Here is a 22,528-nt window from a genome sequence, read left to right as displayed (position 1 = left end):
AGGAGAGTGGCGACTGTGCCTACATTGAGAGAAGAAGCACTGCACATGCACCGAATGAAAAAAGGGAAAATCGAAACGACGCCGAAGGTACCGGTACGAAACGCCGACGACCTTTCACTCGCTTACTCCCCGGGAGTGGCAGAGCCTTGCAAAGCGATTTTCGATGATCCTCAAAGCGTGTATGACTACACGGTTAAAGGAAATATGGTAGCAGTCGTATCGGACGGCACAGCTGTCCTCGGTCTTGGAAACATTGGACCGGAAGCAGCGATGCCCGTTATGGAAGGAAAGGCCGTTCTGTTTAAATCATTTGCAGGAGTCGATGCGTTCCCAATCTGTCTGGACACCAACGACGTGGATGAAATCGTCCGCACAGTTAAGCTGATGCAGCCGACTTTCGGCGGAGTGAACCTGGAAGATATCGCAGCACCTCGCTGCTTTGAAATTGAAGAACGTCTGAAGCGGGAGATGAACATTCCGGTTTTCCACGATGATCAGCACGGAACGGCCATCGTTACAGCGGCAGGTCTTGTGAATGCGCTCAAGATCAGCGGCAAAGCGATGAAAGAAATACGTGTTGTCATCAACGGAGCCGGAGCAGCCGGCATTGCAATTATGAAGCTGCTGCAGAGCATGGGCTGCAAGGATATCATCCTGTGTGACTCGAAAGGTGCTATTTATGAAGGCCGTCCGCACGGCATGAATGACCTGAAGCACGAAATTGCCCAGGTCACCAACAGCCAGCACCTTGACGGCAAGCTGGGGGAAGTGATTGCAGACAGCGATGTGTTTGTCGGAGTATCCGTTGAAGGAGCGCTGTCGAAAGAAATGGTGGAAAGCATGAACGAAGACCCGATTATTTTTGCTATGGCCAATCCGGTGCCGGAAATCATGCCGGAGGATGCAAAAGAAGCTGGCGCGAGCGTGATCGGAACAGGCCGTTCCGACTTTCCGAACCAGGTAAACAACGTGCTGGCGTTCCCTGGAATTTTCCGAGGCGCACTCGACGTCAATGCGACGCATATCAATGAAGAAATGAAGGTAGCAGCAGTGAAGGCGATTGCCGATCTCGTAGCTGACGCCGAACGGCACGCAGATTACGTGATTCCTGCTCCGTTTGATAAGCGGGTAGCACCAGCAGTAGCGAAGGCTGTTGCGCAGGCAGCTATGGAGACCGGCGTTGCCCGGCGTCAGGTAAATGCGGAGGAGGTTGCCGAGAAAACCCGCCGCCTGACAATGATTGAGCACGATGCCTGATCACCTGCTGAAGCTGTCCCCGTTCCGGCGGACAGCTTCTTCGCCATTTAAGGAAGGAGGCTGGCAGCTTGACAGCAGGATCGAAAGTATACGTTCGTATATTGGAACATATCGAAACGATGATTATGCAGGGAAATCTGGAGGCAGGAGACCGGCTCCCGTCTGAGCGGGAGCTCGCGGAGCGGCTTCAGGTTGGGCGTTCCTCTGTTCGAGAAGCGTTCCGCGCTCTGGAACTTCTGGATTTGATAGAAACAAGAAAAGGAGAGGGAACCTTTCTCCGCCAGGCCGGAAGCCACCGCCTTGCTGAGATTCTTGCGGGCTTCTTTTTAAAGGACGCAAAAGCCCGCCAGGATCTTGCCGAGACGAGGCGTATATTAGAAGTGGAAGCAGTCAAGCTTGGCTGTGAGCGTGCAGAGCCGGAAGAGCTGGAAGCACTGCAGAAGCTGGTGTCTTCCTCGCTGGAGACAGGGCAGGACGGCTATTTTATCGATGAAGATATTCAATTTCACAAGTCGCTTGTCGCACTGAGTAAAAATAGGCTTCTGCTGAACATTTGGCGTCCGCTCGTAGAGTACAGCCGGGAGGCGCTGAAACAGTCCCTTTCCAGAGAAGGACGCACCGTTCACGCCTGGGAAGAGCATCGTGACATTCTGGAAGCCATTCGTGAAAAAGACAGTACCCGGGCAGCTGATGCGTTGAACCGGCATTTGAGCAACAGCCGGTTTTAACCGGGGAAGAGGAGGAATCAGCATGATACGAGATTTGTTTTCTAAAAAAGGCCGTAAAGCAAAAGTACCATCCAAAAAAGGCAAAAACGATGTACCGGAAGGAATTATGGCGAAGTGTCCGGAATGCCGTTCCATTTCCTACATAAAAGAGCTTCGTAAAAATGACATGGTCTGTGACCAGTGCGGCTATCATCATCGTTTAACTGCGGGAGAACGGCTTCACTGCACAATCGATGAAGGCTCGTTTGAAGAATTTGACTCCGGCATGATTGCCAAAGACCCGCTGGGCTTCCCGGAATACAAAGAGAAGTCGCAAAAAGACCGGGAGAACTCCGGGTTGAACGAAGCGATCGTGACCGGACGTGCAGCGATCGAAGGCAGACCGGTGATCATCGGCGTGATGGATGCCGGATTCCGTATGGGCTCGATGGGCTCAGTCGTCGGAGAAAAAATCGTCCGGGCCTGCGATCAAGCTGTAAAAGAGCGGATGCCGCTGCTATTGTTCGCAGCTTCCGGAGGAGCACGTATGCAGGAAGGCGTCGTCAGTCTGATGCAAATGGCAAAAACGAGCACAGCGCTTCAACGCCTGGACGAAGCAGGACTTCCATTCATCAGTGTTATGACCCACCCGACGACAGGCGGTGTGTCTGCAAGCTTCGCTTCGCTCGGGGATATCAACCTGGCAGAACCAGGTGCTTTAATCGGCTTTGCAGGACGCCGTATCATTGAACAAACGATCCGACAGAAGCTGCCGGATGATTTTCAGACTGCAGAATTTTTGCTGGAGCACGGTCAGCTGGATAAAGTGGTTCACCGGCACGACATGCGCGGGACGCTGAGCCTGCTTCTTGCTGTACATGAACCTGCTGGAAAGGAGCGTGATGGAGATGGCTGAACACCTGTCATTTGAAAAGCCGATTATTGAACTGCGTGCAAAGATCACGGAGCTGAAGCAATTTACGGCTGAAAAAGAAATTGATTTAAGCGGTGAAATCGAAAAGCTGGAAAAGCGGCTCGAACAGCTCGAAGAAGATATTTACGGAAACATGAAGCCGTGGGACCGGGTTCAGCTGGCTCGGCATTCCCAGCGGCCGACGACGCTCGACTACATTCATCAGCTTTTCACAGGATTTATGGAGCTTCACGGTGACAGGCTGCACGGCGACGACGAGGCAATCGTTGGCGGCGTTGCCATGTTTGAAGGTACGCCTGTAACGGTAATAGGCCACCAGCGGGGCAAGGATACGAAAGAGAATATCAGACGTAACTTCGGCATGCCGCATCCAGAAGGCTATCGTAAAGCGCTCCGGCTCATGAAACAGGCCGAAAAATTCAGCCGTCCCGTTGTCTGCTTTATCGATACAAAGGGGGCTTACCCGGGTATGGCCGCTGAAGAGCGGGGCCAAAGCGAGGCGATCGCCCGCAACCTGCTGGAAATGGCCGGCCTGCAGACGCCGATAATCTGCGTAGTGATCGGTGAAGGAGGCAGCGGCGGAGCACTTGCGCTCGGCATTGGGGACAGACTGTTTATGCTGGAAAACTCGACTTATTCCGTTATCTCACCTGAAGGAGCTGCGGCACTGCTATGGAAGGATGCCGGACAGGCGAAGCGCGCAGCCGAAACGATGAAAATTACAGCGCCGGACTTGCACGAGCTTGGCATTATTGACAGCGTGATTCCAGAAGTGCGAGGCGGCGCCCACCGTGATTTATACGCGCAGGCTGAGGCAATCCGCCAAGTACTGGAGCAGAGCCTGCAGGAATTGCTAAAATTGGATAAAACTGCACTCGTTGAGCAAAGGCACGAAAAATTTAATCGCATCGGAGAGTTCGATGATGTAAACGATGCCATTACCGAAGAATAGGGATTCTTGCCGAAACCGCGCTGTGATGCAGGCTCCAGTCGTCGTCTGATGTCTATTGTGTTTGAAAATCGAAAGTGGTATTTTTAACTCATGCAAGAATATGATGCTTAAGGACGAGGTGAATGCAGTCGATGAAACGTATTGGAGTATTGACCAGCGGCGGGGACTCACCCGGCATGAATGCCGCGATCCGCGCGGTGGTACGAAAAGCGATTTATCACAACTTGGAAGTGTACGGAATTTACTACGGCTTCCAGGGACTGATTAATGGAGATATTGAAAAGCTGGAGCTCGGGTCTGTCGGGGATATTATCCACCGCGGCGGCACGAAGCTGTATACAGCTCGATGCGAAGAGTTTAAGACAGAAGAAGGGCAGCTTAAAGGGATTGAGCAGCTGAAGAAATTCGGAATCGAAGCACTTGTCGTGATTGGCGGCGACGGCTCTTTTCAAGGTGCAAAAAAACTGGCAGAGCGCGGTTTTCCAACAATTGGCGTTCCAGGCACGATTGATAACGACATTCCGGGAACGGACTACACGATCGGCTTTGACACAGCCTTGAATACAGTGATTGATGCAGTCGATAAAATCCGTGATACCGCTACTTCCCATGAACGGACGTATGTCGTGGAAGTAATGGGCCGCGATGCCGGTGATCTGGCTCTTTGGGCCGGGCTTGCAGACGGTGCCGAAACAATCATGATTCCAGAAGTGAATGAGAATATGGAAGAGATTGTAAAGCGATTGAAGCGAGGGCATGACCGCGGGAAAAAGCACAGTATCATTCTCGTAGCAGAGGGAGTCGGATCCGGAGTGGAAATCGGCCGCCAAATTAAAGAAGCTACCGATTTGGAAACGCGTGTGACGGTTCTTGGTCACATTCAGCGCGGCGGTTCTCCGACGGCGCAGGACCGCGTACTTGCAAGCAGGCTTGCAGCTAAAGCAGTAGAACTGCTGCTCGTAGGTGAAGCAGGCCAGATGGTCGGAATTGAAGATAATAAGCTTGTTTATCATCCAATTGATGACGCACTTGCGAAAAAAAAGACGCTCGACCAGGAAATGTATCAGCTTTCGAAGGAGCTTTCTATTTAAACAAACATGGTGCCACGCACCCGGCTGGGACGCCTTCAGGGCGGTCCTGGCTTTTGTATGGGCACCCTGCCCACAACTGAAGGAGGAACAAACGTATGCGTAAAACGAAAATTGTATGTACGATCGGACCGGCCAGTGAATCGAAGGAAAAGCTCGCCGAACTGATTGACTCAGGAATGAACGTCGCCCGCCTTAACTTCTCGCACGGTGATTTTGACGAGCACGGCGCACGTATTAAAAACATTCGTGAAGCAGCAAAGGCGGCAGGCACAGACACGGCCATCCTGCTTGATACAAAAGGACCGGAAATCCGTACACAAACAATTGAAGGCGGAGCGGTAGAGCTTGAAAAAGGCCAGAAGCTGCGCGTATCGATGGAAGAAGTGACGGGGAACAAAGACGTTATCTCCATCACGTATCCAGGACTTGTAAATGACGTTCATGTCGGCTCCAAGCTGCTTCTGGACGATGGACTGATCGAGCTGCTCGTTACTGAAATCAAGGACACAGAGCTCGTGACAGAAGTGCTCAACAGCGGAGAATTGAAGAATAAAAAAGGCGTAAACGTTCCAAATGTGAGCGTGAACCTGCCTGGTATTACGGAGAAAGATGCAGCGGATATCGAATTCGGCATTGAGCAGGACGTTGATTTTATCGCCGCTTCCTTCGTTCGCCGTGCATCTGACGTGCTGGAAATCCGCGAGCTGCTTGAGAAGCATCATGCCGAGCACATTCAGATTATCCCAAAGATTGAAAATCAGGAAGGCGTCGACAACATCGAAGAAATTCTCGAGGTATCTGACGGCCTGATGGTTGCCCGCGGGGATCTCGGTGTGGAAATTCCGTCTGAAGAAGTACCGCTCGTCCAGAAAGATCTGATCAAGCGCTGCAACCGGCTCGGGAAGCCGGTCATTACCGCGACACAAATGTTGGATTCGATGCAGCGCAACCCGCGTCCAACGCGTGCAGAAGCATCTGATGTCTTTAATGCGATTCTCGATGGTACCGATGCGATTATGCTTTCTGGTGAAACGGCAGCAGGTCTGTATCCGGTAGAATCTGTTCAGACGATGCAGAATATTGCGCTTCGTGCAGAAACAGCGATGAAGCATGAAGATGCGCTCCGCCGCATTACGAAGGAAAGCGACCGCACGATTACAGAGGCGATCAGCCAGTCGGTGGCCCATACAGCGCTGAACCTGGAAGCTTCTGCTATTCTGACAGCTACGCAAAGCGGTCATACGGCACGCATGATCTCCAAGTATCGTCCGGAATCGGTTATCATTGCTGTTACAAGCAGTGCACGAGTCAGCCGGGCGCTGTCACTCGTTTGGGGCGTTCACAGCCAGATCGGCCAGCCGGTCAGCTCAACGGATGAAATGCTGCAGCTTTCTGTTGATGAAGCACTCAAATCGGGCCACGTGAAAAACGGCGATCTCGTCGTGATCACAGCCGGTGTACCAGTGGGCGAGCAGGGTACGACAAACCTGCTTAAGGTGCACGTCATCGGAGAAGTAGTCGCTCAAGGTCAGGGAATCGGCCGTAAAGTAACAAAGGGTGCTGTAGTCGTCGCAGACTCAGCTGAAGAAGCAATCAGCAAAATGAAGCAGGGAGATATCCTTGTAACCAACAGTACGGACCGCGACATGATGGAAGCATTTGAGAAAGCAGCAGCCGTGATTACCGAACAGGGCGGCCTGACGTCGCATGCGGCTGTAGTCGGCCTCAACCTTGGTATTCCGGTAGTCGTCGGTGTGGAGAACGCCCGGGCTTCCTTCCAGGATGGGGACGAGGTTACTGTCGACGGCACGCAAGGAAAGATTTACAAAGGCTCTGCGAGTATTCTATAATAGAAGAAGCGAGCAGGTTATTCAGACGTGAAAAAGAGCCAGGCTCTTTTTCACGTCTTTTTTCAAAGCGCGTCTCGTAGGAAAGGAAGGAACCACTGTGAAGAAACTTCTGCTTTTACTGCTGATTGTTGTACCGACGCTTGAAATGATCGTGATTCTGCTGTCATGGAACTTCATCGGCTTGTTTTGGACGATCATCCTCATCATTCTGACCGGTGTTCTTGGTGCATGGCTTGCGAGAAGAGAAGGTCTGCAGGCTATTCGAAAAGCCCAGCTGCGATCCTCCCAGGGACAGATACCGGGCAGTGAAATTCTGGACGGGGTTTGTATTCTGATTGGTGGTATCGCACTGTTGGCGCCAGGCTTTATCACGGATACGCTTGGTCTTCTTCTGCTTATCCCGCAGACCCGCGAAATGTTTAAGGCACTGCTTCAGCGCATGTATGAGCGTATGATTCAGGCCGGAAATGTCTATGTCCTCAATACACAGAACGGCAGACGATAGCTGTTGCAACCGCCGGATAGGCGGTTTTTTTCTGTTCATAACGAAAGGAAGTGGTTCGATGAATCAGGCGCTTGTCTTTATGCTGCTTTTACTTGCGGTCGGATTCTTTGCTCGCAATGTCACGCTGATGACAGCGGTCGCCGTACTGCTGATCCTATACTACGGCGGAATGGCGGGCAGTGTGCTGCCGTTTTTGCAGGAAAGAGGCATCCAGATCGGGGTGACAATTATTACGATTGCTGTGCTGGTTCCGATCGTAACCGGTGAGATCGGCCTTCAGGATCTGCGGCAGGCAATGGGCTCTTCGTATGCCTGGATCGCACTCGTATCGGGCGTGTTTGTCGCTGTGATTGCGTCAAACGGCATCGACCTGCTGCAAAGCGACCCGCATATTACCACGGCGCTCGTATTTGGTACCATTCTTGCGGTCGCCCTGTTTGGAGGCGTCGCGGTCGGTCCGGTAATCGGTGCAGGCATTGCTTATTTAGCGATGCGGGCTGTTCAATTTTTTTCGGGACTAATCGGTTGAGCCAAGGATCTGTATTTATACACATTAAGGTATAATCGTGCAATTGTGAGCCGGGGCAGGAAACGTTCTGCACCGGCTTCTAATCGAAGGGCTACTGCGACGGCTGTCGAAAACTGTATGAATCTTCTTGTCGATTTCAGAACTTTTCGATTCACAAAAATACGAAAAATGGTATAATAGGAATCGTGACACTGCCAAATACATAGAAGAAATGGTTTGGTTTCTGCGGTTAATGTTTTTCGTAACCGCTTTCTATTATCCAGGAAAGCCGGACGAAAACGCACGCCGGCTGCTTCCTTTGTTCAACCCGGGCTTGGCCCGTATTTTGTGTGTAAAGGAGAGATAGCATGAGTCAGACTAAAGGGTTAGAAGGTATTGTTGCAACACAGTCGCAGGTCAGCTCCATCATTGACGGGGTTTTGACATACCACGGCTACAATATTGACGATCTTGCGGACAACGCATCATTTGAGGAAGTTGTCTACCTGCTCTGGAATAACCGTCTTCCGAATAAAGAGGAACTGGATGCATTTGCTAAAGAGCTTGCTCAGGCTTCCAAGGTACCGGATGAAGTGCTCGATCAGCTGAAGTCATTTCCGATCGACAAGGTGCACCCGATGGCTGCCCTTCGTACGGCGGTTTCCAATCTTGCTCTGTTTGATGAGGAAGCAGATGAGATGGAAGAGGAAGCAAACCGCAGAAAAGCAGTAAAACTCCAGGCGCAGCTTCCAACAATTGTGACGGCTTTCTCGCGTATCCGCCAGGGGAAAGAGCCGGTCGCTCCAAAACCGGAACTCAGCTTTGCTGCGAATTTCCTTTACATGCTGAACGGAGAAGAGCCGGATGAAATTTCCGAGAAGGCCTTTAACAAGGCGCTTGTGCTTCACGCGGATCACGAGCTGAATGCTTCCACGTTTACAGCGCGCGTTTGTGTAGCAACGCTTTCCGACGTATACTCCGGTGTAACAGCTGCAATCGGCGCCCTGAAAGGTCCGCTGCACGGCGGAGCCAACGAGCGCGTAATGGCGATGCTGAGCGAAATCGGCGATGTCGATAAAGCGGAAGCATATATCAAAGAAGCTCTCGCCAATAAAGTGAAAATCATGGGCTTTGGTCACCGCGTTTATAAAAACGGCGACCCTCGTGCCAAGCACCTGCGTGAAATGTCCCGTCAGCTGACGGAAATTACCGGGGAATCCAACTGGTATGAGATGAGCGTTAAGATTGATGAAATCGTAACAAATGAAAAAGGGCTGCTGCCAAACGTCGATTTCTATTCGGCTTCTGTTTACCACAGCCTCGGCATTGAGCACGACATTTTTACGCCGATTTTTGCAGTAAGCCGTGTGTCCGGCTGGCTTGCCCACATTCTTGAGCAGTATGCAGACAACCGTCTCATCCGTCCGCGTGCAGAATACACTGGACCGGATAAGCAGGAATGGATCCCGCTCGAGAAACGATAATCACATAAAGGCGGCGGGGCTGTATCGATACAGCCCTGTCCTTTATGATATATTTGTGAAGGAACGAACTATATTTAGGAGGTTTTTTACGAATGGCTGGAGAAAAAATTACGGTAACAAATGGAGAATTGAACGTACCTGCTAAACCGATTATTCCTTTCATTGAAGGGGACGGCATCGGTCCGGATATTTGGAAAGCTGCTTCCAGAGTTATTGAAGCTGCAGTAGATAAAGCGTATAACGGAGAAAAAGCCATCGAGTGGAAAGAAGTGCTCGCAGGTGAAAAAGCACATAATCAGACTGGCGAATGGCTTCCGGAAGAAACGCTTGAAACCATCCGCGAATACATGATCGCAATCAAAGGTCCTCTGACGACGCCAATCGGCGGCGGCTTCCGTTCCCTGAACGTAGCGCTTCGTCAGGAGCTTGACCTGTTTGCATGCGTACGTCCGGTACGCTGGTATGAAGGCGTACCTTCTCCAGTAAAGCGTCCGGAAGATACGGATATGGTTATTTTCCGTGAAAACTCGGAAGACATTTATGCGGGTATTGAATTCCAGGAGGGAACAGACGAAGCGAAAAAGCTGATCAGCTTCCTCCAGGATGAAATGGGCGCAACGAAGATCCGTTTCCCGGAAACGTCCGGAATCGGCATCAAGCCTGTTTCCAAGGAGGGCACGGAGCGTCTCGTACGTTCTGCGATTCAGTATGCGCTTGATGAAGGCCGCAAGAGCGTCACGCTCGTGCACAAAGGCAACATCATGAAGTTCACAGAGGGAGCCTTCAAAACGTGGGGCTATGACCTCGCTGAACGCGAATTCGGCGATAAGGTGTTCACATGGGCTGAGTACGACCGCATCGTAGAAGAAAAAGGCAAGGACGCTGCCAACGAAGCGCAGGATCAGGCAGAAGCTGCCGGAAAGATTATCATCAAGGATTCTATCGCAGACATCTTCCTGCAGCAGATTTTGACTCGTCCGAAAGAATTCTCCGTTGTCGCAACGATGAACCTGAACGGGGACTACGTTTCCGATGCACTTGCTGCGCAGGTTGGCGGAATCGGAATCGCACCAGGTGCGAACATTAACTACGACTCCGGTCACGCGATCTTTGAAGCAACACACGGCACTGCACCAAAGTATGCGGGACAGGATAAAGTAAATCCTTCCTCCGTTCTTCTTTCCGGTGTGCTCATGCTCCGCCACCTCGGCTGGGGCGAAGCTGCTGACATGATTGAAAACGCAATGGATAAAACAATTGCAGAAAAAACGGTAACGTATGACTTCGCGCGCCTGATGGACGGTGCTCAAGAAGTGAAATGCTCCGAGTTTGGTGACGCACTGATTAAAAACCTGGGCTGATCGGACGAACGATTTCCGGCAGCATGCGAAGCCTCTGCACGATAAAGACGAACGTGTCTCCTGCCGGCAAGGCGGGAGCGCGCTCCTTAAGAGGCTGTCTCGCGAATGTTAGTCGAGGCAGCCTTTTTCTCTTTGCAAGCTATTTATTTTCTGGAAGGATGTGTTGGTATGGCTACGATTAAACGCAGAAAAATCACCGTGGTCGGAGGAGGATTCACCGGTACGACGACGGCTTTGATGACAGCACAAAAGGAACTTGGAGACGTGGTCCTCGTTGATATTCCCGATAATGAAGGACCGGTGAAGGGCAAGGCGCTCGATATGCTGGAGGCAGCACCCGTTCAAGGCTTTGATGCCAAGGTGACAGGTACGTCCGACTACGCAGATACCGCTGACTCTGATATCGTCGTCATTACAGCCGGTATTCCGCGCAAGCCGGGGATGAGCCGCGATGACTTGATCAGTACGAATGCCGGCATTATGCGCAGCGTAACGAAAGAAATTGTCCGTTACTCGCCGGAGTGTCTGATTATCGTGCTCACAAATCCTGTTGATGCGATGACGTATGCGGTGTATCAGGAATCCGGATTTCCGAAAAACCGCGTAATCGGACAGTCAGGTGTACTGGATACGGCACGATTTAATACGTTTATTGCCGAGGAGCTGAACGTCTCTGTCGAAGATGTCCGCGGTTTCGTACTCGGCGGACATGGAGATGACATGGTGCCGATGCTTCGCTACAGCTCTGTTGGCGGGATTCCCGTTGAAAAGCTGATTGCACCGGACCGTCTCGAGGCAATCGTCGAGCGGACGAGAAAAGGCGGAGGCGAAATCGTCGGCCTTCTTGGCACCGGCAGCGCCTACTATGCACCGGCCGCAGCCATCACCCAGATGGTAGAAGCAGTGCTGAAGGATAAGAAGCGAGTCCTGCCTGCGATTGCCTACCTGGAAGGAGAATACGGCTACAGCGATATGTATCTAGGTGTACCGTGTATGCTTGGCGGAGCCGGTCTCGAAAAAGTCTTCGAACTGGATCTGAACGATGAAGAGAAAAAGCAGCTGGATCAATCCGCTGAATCCGTCAAAAATGTTATGAAGGCTCTTTAATTACACCGAACGTCCCGTTAGATGACAGGACCAGTCAGCTTCTTATGCTGACTGGTCCTCGTGCGTTCTACCGGAAGAAGAAGTATTCTATCTGTAAAGGATTGGCTGCTTTTCGAGAGCCGAGCGGCATAGCAATATCCATGAAAAGCTGTGCCAGTTCATGCCTGTCTGGTATACTGGTAGTGTAAGCGCTTACGATAGCGAAGTACGACGATGGAAGGGGACGAACGGTATGTTTTCTAAACGAAAAAAGCTTGGGAAAACGCTGAAAGAGCTGCAGGAAGGTTCTTCGGTGTCAAAGGAATTTGAAATAAACGATAAGGATATTCTGCTGTATCTCGGATTCAGTGACGATGCTAATCCGATTTACATTCAGCATGATTATGCGTCGCGGACACCCTATGAGAGACCAATTGTTCCGCAGCTGATGCTGATAGGGTTTGTGACGTCACTCATTTCAACCGGGCTTCCAGGACCAGGTTCTGTCATTCGTGAACAGCAGCTCGCTTTCCCAAAGCCGCTTTATCATTATGGAAAGCTGACGCTTACGCTTACCGTGGAAAAGCTGAACACAGAGAAGGGAACCGCACTGATGACCGTTGATGGACGCGATGAGTATAACGATTCCATTATTCTCGGCACAATGGACGTCACCCCGCCTTACCCGTGGAAGCCGATGACGGAACAAGCAGGTACGTTTGAAAACTTTTAACCGACCGCATATTTACCGAACAGGAGGCATGCAGCTTCCTGTTTTTTGATAGCTTAAACGCAGCTGCATGTGCGCTGCTTGATCCGATGAGGCGGGACAGTCCGCGACGCAGTTGAAGGCTAGCTTCCGCCGGGAAACAGAGTAGAAAAACAGCCAAACGAATCAACATGTGAGTTGGCGGACTTTTGTCATAGAAAAGCACCGCTTCCTTGTCATCCGCATAAAGTATAGTAAGATAAAGGCAGAAGCAGTTTACGATTTTATCTGCCGGCCTGCATCAGGGGGCGGGACCGGCAACAGGGAGGATGACACATGGCACAGCGCCTGTTGGTGGTGGATGATGAAGAATCAATCCTGACCCTGCTCCAGTTTAATTTGGAGCAGGGCGGATTTGAGGTAACGACTGCAATGGATGGAAAAGAGGCACTCGGAAAAGCGCTTGACGAACAGTTTGATCTGATCGTACTCGATCTAATGCTGCCCGGGATGGACGGCATGGAGGTTTGCAAGGAGCTTCGGCAAAGCAAAGTGCAGACGCCGATCCTGATGCTGACAGCAAAAGGCGACGAGTTTGACAAAGTGCTCGGTCTGGAGCTTGGGGCAGATGACTATTTAACAAAGCCGTTCAGCCCGAGAGAGGTGACCGCGCGGATCCGGGCAATTTTACGTCGCTCTCCATCAGCTCCAGCCGAGGAAAAACGGAAGGAAAACAAGCTGAAAATCGGCGACGTCGAAATCTTTCCGGATAATTATGAAGTGTTTTTAAAGGGACAGGCTTTGGAATTGACTCCGAAGGAATTTGAGCTGCTCCTGTATTTGATCAACAACCGGGGCCGGGTGCTGACACGTGACCAGCTTCTCAATTCCGTCTGGAACTACGATTTTGTTGGAGATACGAGAATTGTTGACGTGCATATCAGCCACCTTCGTGAAAAGATTGAACCGGTGACGAAGAAGCCGGTTTACATCAAAACAGTGCGGGGACTGGGTTATAAAATGGAGGATCCATATCGGGATGAATAGCTATCGTTTTCGGCTGATTGTGCCGCTGTCACTTATCATTCTCGCGGTATTAGCCAGTCTTGGCGCCCTGCTTGGACCGTTCATTCAAGACTTTTACCAGGAGCGGATGAACGAACGGGTACAGAAAGAGGCTGCCGTTGTGTCGTATGCCGTCGCACAAAGCGATCCGGCTTCCGGCGGTGACTTTCAGGAGGTAGTCGTCGAGCTTTCGGAACGGCTCGGTGCCCGCATTACGATCATCGCAGAGGATGGCACCGTGCTTGCAGAGAGTGCAGAGGATCCGGACATCATGGAGAATCATGCCGATCGCCCGGAGATCATCGGGGCGCGGGAAGGCTCAGAGGCGTTTGAGGTTCGCTTTAGTGATACAGTCGGACAGGAACTTCTTTATTATGCCGAACCGCTTGCGGTAAACGGAGAAGAGATTGGGTTTTTGCGGCTTGGTCTGGAAATGAGCGAGCTGAACGACGTTTACCAGAACGTCTGGCTGCTGCTGTTCGTTTCCTTCTTCATTGCCTTTATCATCATCGTGATGTTTGCGACAAAGCTTGCAAACCAGCTGATCAAACCGATCGAGGATTCGCGGCGCGTTGCCAATGAGCTGGCCCGCGGCAATTACCAGGCGAGAACCTATGAGGGACTGCACCTGGAAACAGGAGAATTAAACCGGTCGATTAACGTGCTCGCTGAAAATCTGGATCAGATTACGAAAACGTATGAAAATCAGCAGGAACGGCTGGAGACGCTGATTGAAAATATGGGAAGCGGTCTTGTGCTGATTAATTCCAAAGGCGATATTACGCTCGTAAACCGATCATGCCGGGAGCTGTTTGAAGAAGATACGGACCGGTGGCTGAACAAGCTGTATTATAACGCGATCGACCGAAAGGCTGTGATCCGGTTCGTGCAGGAGCTGTTCCTCGTCGAACGGCCGCTGCGCCGTCAGATAAAATGGCCGATCGGTATTTACATCCGTCATTTTGACGTACACGGTGCTCCGATTATCGGACATGATGATGAGCTGAAAGGGGTCGTGCTTGTCTTTCACGATATCACAGAGCTGAAAAAGCTGGAGCAGGCACGAAAGGATTTCGTGGCAAACGTGTCTCATGAACTGAAGACACCGGTAACCTCGTTAAAAGGGTTTACCGAAACACTCCTGGACGGTGCTATGCATGACGAAGCACTAAGGGAAAAGTTTTTAACGATTATTTCCAAGGAGTCCGTGCGGCTGGAGGGTCTGATTACCGACCTGCTCGAGCTTTCCAAAATAGAAGGGGAGCACTTTGAGCTCAACTGGGATGAAGTAGATCTTGGCAGAATGATTGAGGAAACGACAGTGATGCTGAACGAAAAAGCATCCGCGAAAAACATGACGATTCATACAAAGACCGATGGAGATATTCACGTGCCGGCAGATGGAGCCCGACTGAAGCAGGTGCTGATCAATCTAGTGAATAATGCGATTGTCTATACACCGGAAGGCGGCGATATTTTCGTGCGGGCTTACGGGCAGACAGAGACAGTCGTGCTGGAAGTAGCTGATACGGGAATCGGCATTTCGAAAAAGGAGATTCCGCGTATATTTGAACGGTTTTACCGGGTTGACCGCGCGCGCAGCCGCAATTCAGGCGGTACAGGCCTCGGTCTGGCTATCGTCAAGCATCTGGCGGAAGCCCACCATGCGAAGCTTTCTGTCGACAGCAAGCCAGGCAAGGGGACGACGTTCCGTCTCGTATTCAAGCGGCAGCCGTTTGACGACGAGGGGTAACTTTACAATTTCTTTACATGAGCTTAAAACACGCTTAGTATTCACGCGCTATACTACGAAGTGTGAACTGCTTCATGTACTGCCGGCTGCCCCCCGCAGCAGCAGTATATGATACATCCCCTTTTGCGGACCGGAAGCCCTCCCCTGAGCTTCCGGTCCTTTTCTGTTTTTCCAGACAGAAGGAGAAGCATAAGCGAAAGTACGTTCGTTTTTTTCGCCTATCGTTTATGTCATCGCCGGAGATTCATGCTAGAATAGCAGAAGGAAGAAATCATGAAACCGGGGTGGATGGAATGACGAACAAACTAGTGTTAGTAGATGGAAACAGTATCGCGTACCGGGCCTTTTTTGCATTGCCCCTTCTGAATAATGACAAGGGTGTTTATACGAATGCGGTATACGGCTTTACAACGATGCTGCTGAAGGTGCTTGAAGAAGAAAAGCCGACGCACATGCTTGTCGCGTTTGATGCAGGAAAAACGACGTTCCGGCACGAAACGTTTAAAGACTATAAAGGCACGCGCCAAAAAACACCGCCCGAGCTTGCGGAACAGCTTCCGGTCATGCGGGACCTGTTGAACGCGTTCCGGATTCCATTTGAGGAAGTGGAAAACTATGAAGCGGACGATATCATCGGAACGCTTTCGGTAAAAGCGGCCAAAGAAGGCTGGGAAACGAAGATATATACGGGAGACAAGGATCTGCTTCAGCTCGTTGACGAGCATGTGCAGGTCGCATTGACGCGCAAAGGGATTACCAATGTGGATACATATGATCTGAAGGCACTCGATGAGAAGTACGGCCTTACACCGGATCAGATCATCGATATGAAAGGATTGATGGGCGACAGCTCTGATAACATTCCCGGCGTACCGGGGATCGGTGAGAAGACAGCTTTGAAGCTGCTGGCAGCCCACAAAACAGTCGAAGGCGTTTACGAAAACCTGGATCAAGTTTCAGGAAAGAAGATGAAGGAGAAGCTGGAAGCCAATGAAGAGCAGGCGCTCATGAGTAAGAAGCTTGCGACGATTTTGACTGAGGCGCCAATTGAAACCAACATCGAGGACCTTCCAGTTCAGGAAGCAGATCAGGGCGCGCTGGCGTCGTTGTTTAAAGAGCTCGGATTTCAGTCGCTGCTGGACCGCATCGGAGCGGAAGCGGAAACGAAAGAGGATCTTAAAGATCTGGAAGTGATCATCCCGGAGAAGCTGACAGATGAGGTGCTGACAGAGGAATGCGCGCTTGTGGTTGAATCACTGGAGGATAATTATCATCATGCAGCCATCATCGGCGCAGCGGCCGCGAACGAGAACGGTGTGTACTTCTTAAAACCGGACATGCTGCAGGACCCGGCATTTCAGGAGTGGGCTGCTGATCCGGATAAGAAGAAATGGGTCTTTAACGCAAAGCGAGCCGTCGTCAGCCTCGGCTGGGAGGAAATTAAGCTGGATGGTGCTGCTTTTGATGTACAGATGGCTTCCTATCTCCTGGATCCGGGGGCATCCTCACATGACATGGCTGATATAGCAAAACGAAAGAGCGGCCTGCAGGTCCAGCACGATGAAGCGGTCTATGGCAAAGGGAAAAAGCAGCAAGTGCCGGATGAAGATGTGCTCAGCCAGCACTTAGGGAGAAAAGCGGCTGCCTTGCTGGAGCTGAAGCCGGCCCTTGAACAGGAGCTTGACGACAATGAACAGCTTGAGCTGCTGATTGACCTGGAAATGCCGCTCTCTGTTATTTTAGGCCGCATGGAGCAGCATGGCGTTGCCATCGATAAAGAGGAGCTGGAGGCGCTCGGGAAAAGTCTGACAGAGCGTCTTGAGGCGATTGAGGCGAAAATTCACGATCTTGCCGGTACTGCATTCAACATCAATTCACCAAAACAGCTTGGAGAGATATTATTTGAGAAGCTGCAGCTTCCGCCGGTCAAAAAAACGAAGACAGGCTACTCGACCTCTGCTGACGTGCTCGAGAAGCTGGAGGATTCCCATGAGATTATTCCCGAGATTTTACTTTACCGCCAGCTCGGCAAGCTGAATTCGACGTACATCGAAGGTCTGCTGAAGGCCGTTAACGATAAAACAGGGCGTATTCATACGATCTTCAATCAGGCATTGACGCAGACCGGGCGGCTCAGCTCGACGGAGCCCAACCTGCAGAATATCCCGATCCGGCTGGAAGAAGGACGGAAGATTCGACACGCATTTGTGCCGACAAGAGAGGATTCTGTGATCCTTGCAGCTGACTATTCACAGATTGAGCTGCGGGTGCTCGCACACATTTCCCAGGATGAAAACCTGCTTAAGGCGTTTCAGGAAGACATGGATATCCACACGAAGACAGCGATGGACGTATTCAGTGTCGCAGCAGAGGAAGTGGACGGAGGCATGAGACGCACTGCCAAAGCTGTCAACTTCGGTATCGTCTACGGGATCAGTGACTATGGATTGTCTCAAAGTCTTGGCGTAACAAGAAAAGAAGCACAGTCGTTTATCGATAAATACTTTGAAAGCTATCCTGGAGTAAAAGACTATATGGATACGATTGTGGATCAGGCCCGGGAAAACGGCTACGTCACTACGATGATGAACAGGCGGCGGTACCTCCCGGAAATCACCAGCCGCAACTTTAATCAGCGCAGCTTTGCTGAACGGACAGCGATGAACACTCCCATTCAGGGCAGTGCCGCTGATATTATCAAAAAAGCAATGGTTGATGTGGATGCAGCATTGGAAGAATCGCTATTAGAAGCGGTGATGCTGCTGCAGGTGCACGATGAACTAATTTTTGAAGTATCTGCATCACAGGCGGATGAGCTGTCGGAGCTTGTCAGCCGGGTGATGGAATCGTGTGTAGAACTCGATGTTCCGTTAAAAGTCGATGCCGACTATGGAAAGACATGGTACGACGCGAAGTAGCGCAGCCAGTCTGAAAGGAGTGCTTACATGCCGGAACTGCCGGAAGTGGAAACGGTTAAACAAACATTAAATCAATTGATTCAACAGAAAACCATCGACGATGTTGTTATCACGCTGCCGCGAATTATTCAGCGTCCAGACGATGTGGAAGCATTTCGGACGCTGCTGCAGGGGCAGACGTTCCGCCGGGTTGAGCGGCGAGGCAAATTTTTGCGGCTGCTGCTGGATGACTATGTGCTCGTCTCTCATCTGCGGATGGAGGGCAGGTACGGAATGTTTTCAAAAGAGGACCCGGTTGATAAACATACCCACGTCCGCTTTGTGTTTACGGACGGGGAGGAGCTCCGCTATACGGACGTACGTCAGTTTGGAACGATGCACATCTTTGAGGCAGGTACCGATTTGACAGAGCTGCCGCTGCGTCAGCTTGGTCCCGAGCCGTTGGAAGATTCTTTTACGCCGGAGGTGCTGAAAAGCAGGCTCTTGTCTTCACGGGCGGTGAAAACCCAGCTCCTTGATCAAACGAAGCTCGTTGGATTAGGCAACATTTACGTGGACGAAGCGCTGTTTTCAGCAGGTATTCACCCGGAGACGGTCTCTTCTGAACTGACGGATGAGGAGATCAGCCGCCTGCACGGATGTATCGTCCAAACGCTTGCGGATGCGATAGCAGCAGGCGGATCCTCAGTAAAGTCGTACGTGAACGGCCAGGGCGAAATGGGCATGTTTCAGCAGCAGCTAAACGTGTACGGACGAAAAAATGAACCGTGTAAGCATTGCGGAGAAACGATTATCCGCTTTACCGTCGGCGGCCGCGGGACGCATATTTGTCCCAGCTGCCAGCCTGAAAAGGAGCGTGCTGTATGAAGCTTGGTCTGACAGGAAGTATTGCAACAGGCAAAAGCACGGCTGCCGGATTTTTCCGCGAGGAAGGCTGTCCGGTGATCGATGCGGATGTCATTGCACGGGAGGTAGTCCAGCCGGGAGCACCAGCATTGCAGGAAATTGAGTCCGCTTTTGGAAGCTCAGTCATTGCCGGTGACGGGACTCTGGACCGGGAGAAGTTGGGCACCATTATTTTTAACGATCCTCAAAAGCGCGAGCAGCTGAATGCAATCGTTCATCCTGCCATTCGGGAGAAGATGAAAGAGCAGGCAGAAGAGGCCGAAGCATCTCATCCGATTGTCGTGCTGGACATTCCCCTTTTATTTGAGAATGAACTGTTTTATTTAGTCGATCAAACAGCAGTCGTCTATGTGCCCGAACAGGTCCAAAAGGAACGGTTAATGAAGCGGAACAACTACTCCGAAGAGGACGCGCTCAGCAGAATGGACTCACAGCTGTCGATTGAAGAAAAAAAGCAGCGGGCGGATTTTGTGATCTTGAACACAGGCCCGGAAGAAGAGACCTCCAGGCAGGTGAAAAAGCTCGTTGAGGCGCTTCTGAAAAAGCATCAGGACGGTACGCCTTAAAAAGAGCAGGAAGAGTGCGAATGAATAGCAGGACGCCCCTTGTCATCGAAGTGACAGGGGGTTTTTGTATGTACGACTGCTGAACTGTCTGTTCTCTTCATAGTGGGTTAAGCCCGGAAAAAATGTCATGCAGAAAGAACGATGGCATAAGCGAGGGAATATTGTATAATGAGAAAAACAGTTCGTTTTTAAGAACTTTATAGACTCGATTATTCGCTCACAGTGAACGACTGACTATCAGCAGATTTTGAATGGAGGGGAAACGTATGTATGAACGAACGAATCACTTTCCTCACAGCTTGTTTCAGGAAGCCAAACCGCCGTTTTTGTCACTCTATCAGCCTACGGGGCGGGCAGGAAGAGAAAAGCAGTCGAACGAAGTAGTCTTCCGCAATATGCTGAAGGCTCTGGAAGGCGCGCTGGAAGAGCGGTATCCGCACGTCAAAGCAGATAGGCTTCTAAAGCCGCTTCATGACATTGCGAGCGATCGTACCTTTTGGCGTCAAGTAACAGAAGGAATTGCCGTATTCGCTGCGGACGAGCGCTGCATCGTTTATCAGCTTGCAAGACCGGTAAAGGCGATTGCAGCGGTCTCAGAGCGCCCATTCATCAGTCCGCTGATCCGCGTATTTCAATCTGCGGATAAGTACCAGCTTCTCGGTCTGACGAAGAATACATTTCGATTATTCGAAGGAAACCGGTACGGCATAAACGAAGTGGAACTGCCGGATGACAATGCGACGACAAAGGAAGAGGCCGTCGGTGCAGAAAAGAAGGAAGCGCACGTTGATCAGGTAACGTACAGCGGCGGAAATGCTGCCTATTTCGGACAAGGCGGACGCAAAGATGAAATGGACAAAGAAACGGAGAAGTTTTTCCGGTATGTCGATCGGTATGTAACAGAGCATCATTCGAATATATCAAAGCTCCAGCTCATACTTGTTGCTGTAAAGGAGCACCACGGGCTGTTCCATAAAGTAAGCAGCAATACGTTTCTGATGAAATCAGGCATCAAACGGGATGTCAGTTCGGTGGAAATGGACGAATTGACCAAGCTTGCTTGGCAGCGTATAGAGCCGGTTTATTTAGAAAAAACGAAAAAAGCGGTCGATGCTTTCGAGTCAGCACGGGCAAATGGCAAAGGCTCCTCCCGATTGGAAGAGATTGCACTGGCCTTAACGGAAAACCGGCTGGCCCATCTGCTTATAGAGGATGGGAAAAACGTTCCCGGCCATATTGAAGAAACAACTGGAGAAGTGATTGGAGCTAAACCAGAAGAGCGACAGACAGGCGATATTTTAGGAGATTTAACAGAGCTTGCCTTTCGGCGTAACGTCCCGCTTGTGGTGCTGCCGCAGGAACGGATGCCGGCTGATACCGGGGCAGCTGCTGTATTTCGATAGCACTTCATGCTTTGGGATGACTACAATGACAAAGACACCGTCTATACAAACTGGTCAACGTGCCAACGTCGTATGGACGGTGTTTTTTTGGCATCCTCTCATACAGGCTGCATCGAAGGAACTTAGCAGCAGCCATAGCAGCAGAAGTCATCCAAATTCATTATTCCATGACGGCTTCATTCGTCCGCTTATCCATCTATCTCCTCGCTTCCGTTCAGCACAATAGAATGATGAAAGGAAGGGAGCGCCAAGTATACGTGCCCCTTGCCTTAAAGGAAGGAAATCTTTTGTAATTTACAAAAATAGATAGTATCTTTTTTGACTAATGTGCTATACTATATCCATGAAAACGCTTATATAATATAGCACATTAGCTTGGGAGGGGTATTATATGATACGAGTAGCAATTAATGGGTTTGGCAGAATTGGACGGATGGTGTTTCGCAAGGCGATGATGGATGAAAAGGTGGAAATCGCGGCTGTGAACGCAGGGTATCCGGCGGAGACGCTAGCCCACCTCGTAAACTATGATACAGTACACGGGACATTTAAAAAGCGCGTGGAAGCTGTCGACGGAAAGCTGGTAGTAGACGGGAAGCAGGTAGAACTGGTTAATTCCCGTGACCCGCTTGAGCTGCCGTGGAGAGAGCTTGGTATCGATATTGTACTGGAAGCAACAGGCAAGTTCCGCGAAAAGAAAGAAGCGGAAAAGCACCTGGAAGCAGGGGCAAAAAAGGTGATTATCACGGCGCCAGGTAAAAATGAAGATGTGACCATCGTATACGGCGTTAATGAAGAAGACTACGATCACACAAACCATCATGTCCTTTCTAATGCTTCCTGCACAACGAACTGCCTGGCACCTGTCGTCAAAGTGCTGCATGATGAGCTCGACATTGTGTCCGGAATGATGACAACGGTTCATTCCTACACAGGAGACCAGCGAAATATTGATAATCCGCACAAAGATCTGCGCCGTGCACGTGCATGCGGCCAGTCGATCATACCGACTACAACCGGAGCAGCAAAGGCAATTTCGTCTGTGCTTCCGGAAATGGAAGGAAAGCTTCACGGACTTGCTCTGCGGGTTCCGACTCCAAACGTATCGCTCGTTGACCTCGTCGTCGATGTCGGCCGCGATACGTCGGTGGAAGAAGTAAACCACATTCTTCGTGAATCCGGGATGAACGGCATGGCCGGCATTATCGGCTACACGGATGATCCGCTCGTTTCCGTTGATTTTAACGGCGACGCACGCTCTGCTATCATCGACGGACAGTCCACTATGGTCGTGAACGATCGTCAGGTAAAGGTACTTGCCTGGTACGATAACGAGTGGGGCTACTCCTGCCGTCTGCTCGACCTTGTTTACCACGTCGGCAGCTACTTAAATGCCGACCGCAGCACATACGCATCCTGATCGGTCAACATGACGGCCGTCTTCCGGAACATTCCGGAGGACGGCTTTCGCTA

The 22,528-nt window shown here is 51.0% G+C and carries 19 protein-coding genes; all 19 read left to right on the top strand.

Annotated features, from left to right (window positions below):
* Positions 1-45 precede the first annotated feature (45 nt).
* A complete protein-coding gene (gene ystJ / locus ACSZLD_RS01215) occupies positions 46-1,257 on the top strand; it encodes an NADP-dependent malic enzyme (RefSeq protein ID WP_444684107.1) in 1,212 nt (403 codons plus the stop codon).
* A gap of 68 nt (positions 1,258-1,325) precedes the next feature.
* On the top strand, positions 1,326-1,985 hold the full coding sequence (locus tag ACSZLD_RS01210; RefSeq protein ID WP_377910131.1) for a FadR/GntR family transcriptional regulator: 660 nt from the start codon (positions 1,326-1,328) through the stop codon (positions 1,983-1,985).
* A 22-nt stretch (positions 1,986-2,007) separates the two neighbouring features.
* Positions 2,008-2,880 (top strand): acetyl-CoA carboxylase, carboxyltransferase subunit beta, encoded by an 873-nt coding sequence (gene accD, locus ACSZLD_RS01205; RefSeq protein ID WP_444684008.1) that lies wholly within the window; start codon positions 2,008-2,010, stop codon positions 2,878-2,880.
* Positions 2,873-3,850: an acetyl-CoA carboxylase carboxyltransferase subunit alpha gene (locus ACSZLD_RS01200; protein WP_377910129.1), complete on the top strand. Its 978-nt coding sequence runs from the start codon at positions 2,873-2,875 to the stop codon at positions 3,848-3,850. Before accD ends, ACSZLD_RS01200 begins: the two co-directional genes overlap by 8 nt.
* Positions 3,851-3,981: 131 nt before the next feature.
* On the top strand, positions 3,982-4,941 hold the full coding sequence (gene pfkA / locus ACSZLD_RS01195; protein WP_377910128.1) for a 6-phosphofructokinase: 960 nt from the start codon (positions 3,982-3,984) through the stop codon (positions 4,939-4,941).
* A 95-nt stretch (positions 4,942-5,036) separates the two neighbouring features.
* Positions 5,037-6,791 carry a pyruvate kinase gene (gene pyk / locus ACSZLD_RS01190; RefSeq protein WP_377910127.1) on the top strand — a complete coding sequence of 585 codons (1,755 nt, stop codon included), beginning with the start codon at positions 5,037-5,039 and terminating at the stop codon, positions 6,789-6,791.
* A 97-nt stretch (positions 6,792-6,888) separates the two neighbouring features.
* The gene (locus ACSZLD_RS01185; protein ID WP_444684007.1) at positions 6,889-7,296 is read left to right on the top strand and encodes an FxsA family protein; all 408 of its coding nucleotides are present in this window, start codon (positions 6,889-6,891) and stop codon (positions 7,294-7,296) included.
* 58 nt (positions 7,297-7,354) lie between these two features.
* Positions 7,355-7,825 (top strand): DUF441 domain-containing protein, encoded by a 471-nt coding sequence (locus tag ACSZLD_RS01180; RefSeq protein ID WP_444684006.1) that lies wholly within the window; start codon positions 7,355-7,357, stop codon positions 7,823-7,825.
* Positions 7,826-8,172: 347 nt separating this feature from the next.
* The gene (gene citZ, locus ACSZLD_RS01175; protein ID WP_377910124.1) at positions 8,173-9,288 is read left to right on the top strand and encodes a citrate synthase; all 1,116 of its coding nucleotides are present in this window, start codon (positions 8,173-8,175) and stop codon (positions 9,286-9,288) included.
* A 92-nt stretch (positions 9,289-9,380) separates the two neighbouring features.
* Complete coding sequence (gene icd / locus ACSZLD_RS01170) at positions 9,381-10,649, top strand: NADP-dependent isocitrate dehydrogenase (protein WP_377910123.1); 1,269 nt, start codon at positions 9,381-9,383, stop codon at positions 10,647-10,649.
* A gap of 168 nt (positions 10,650-10,817) precedes the next feature.
* On the top strand, positions 10,818-11,756 hold the full coding sequence (gene mdh / locus ACSZLD_RS01165; protein ID WP_377910121.1) for a malate dehydrogenase: 939 nt from the start codon (positions 10,818-10,820) through the stop codon (positions 11,754-11,756).
* 232 nt (positions 11,757-11,988) lie between these two features.
* Positions 11,989-12,468: a MaoC/PaaZ C-terminal domain-containing protein gene (locus ACSZLD_RS01160; protein ID WP_377910120.1), complete on the top strand. Its 480-nt coding sequence runs from the start codon at positions 11,989-11,991 to the stop codon at positions 12,466-12,468.
* A 312-nt stretch (positions 12,469-12,780) separates the two neighbouring features.
* The gene (locus ACSZLD_RS01155; RefSeq protein WP_444684005.1) at positions 12,781-13,491 is read left to right on the top strand and encodes a response regulator transcription factor; all 711 of its coding nucleotides are present in this window, start codon (positions 12,781-12,783) and stop codon (positions 13,489-13,491) included.
* Positions 13,484-15,262 carry a two-component system histidine kinase PnpS gene (pnpS, locus tag ACSZLD_RS01150; RefSeq protein WP_444684004.1) on the top strand — a complete coding sequence of 593 codons (1,779 nt, stop codon included), beginning with the start codon at positions 13,484-13,486 and terminating at the stop codon, positions 15,260-15,262. Before ACSZLD_RS01155 ends, pnpS begins: the two co-directional genes overlap by 8 nt.
* Before the next feature lie 293 nt (positions 15,263-15,555).
* Positions 15,556-18,180, top strand: coding sequence for a DNA polymerase I (polA, locus tag ACSZLD_RS01145; RefSeq protein ID WP_444684003.1), 2,625 nt, complete (start codon positions 15,556-15,558; stop codon positions 18,178-18,180).
* A 27-nt stretch (positions 18,181-18,207) separates the two neighbouring features.
* On the top strand, positions 18,208-19,047 hold the full coding sequence (gene mutM / locus ACSZLD_RS01140; RefSeq protein WP_377910116.1) for a DNA-formamidopyrimidine glycosylase: 840 nt from the start codon (positions 18,208-18,210) through the stop codon (positions 19,045-19,047).
* Positions 19,044-19,652 (top strand): dephospho-CoA kinase, encoded by a 609-nt coding sequence (coaE, locus tag ACSZLD_RS01135; protein ID WP_444684002.1) that lies wholly within the window; start codon positions 19,044-19,046, stop codon positions 19,650-19,652. Before mutM ends, coaE begins: the two co-directional genes overlap by 4 nt.
* Before the next feature lie 266 nt (positions 19,653-19,918).
* Positions 19,919-21,055 (top strand): baeRF3 domain-containing protein, encoded by a 1,137-nt coding sequence (locus ACSZLD_RS01130; RefSeq protein WP_444684001.1) that lies wholly within the window; start codon positions 19,919-19,921, stop codon positions 21,053-21,055.
* A gap of 391 nt (positions 21,056-21,446) precedes the next feature.
* Positions 21,447-22,475 (top strand): glyceraldehyde-3-phosphate dehydrogenase, encoded by a 1,029-nt coding sequence (locus tag ACSZLD_RS01125; protein WP_377910113.1) that lies wholly within the window; start codon positions 21,447-21,449, stop codon positions 22,473-22,475.
* Positions 22,476-22,528: the final 53 nt, after the last annotated feature.

It is taken from the genome of Alkalicoccus luteus, assembly GCF_052061695.1.
Classification (GTDB): Bacteria; Bacillota; Bacilli; order Bacillales; family Salisediminibacteriaceae; genus Alkalicoccus; species Alkalicoccus luteus.
This window is presented reverse-complemented; position numbering and strand designations above follow the sequence as displayed.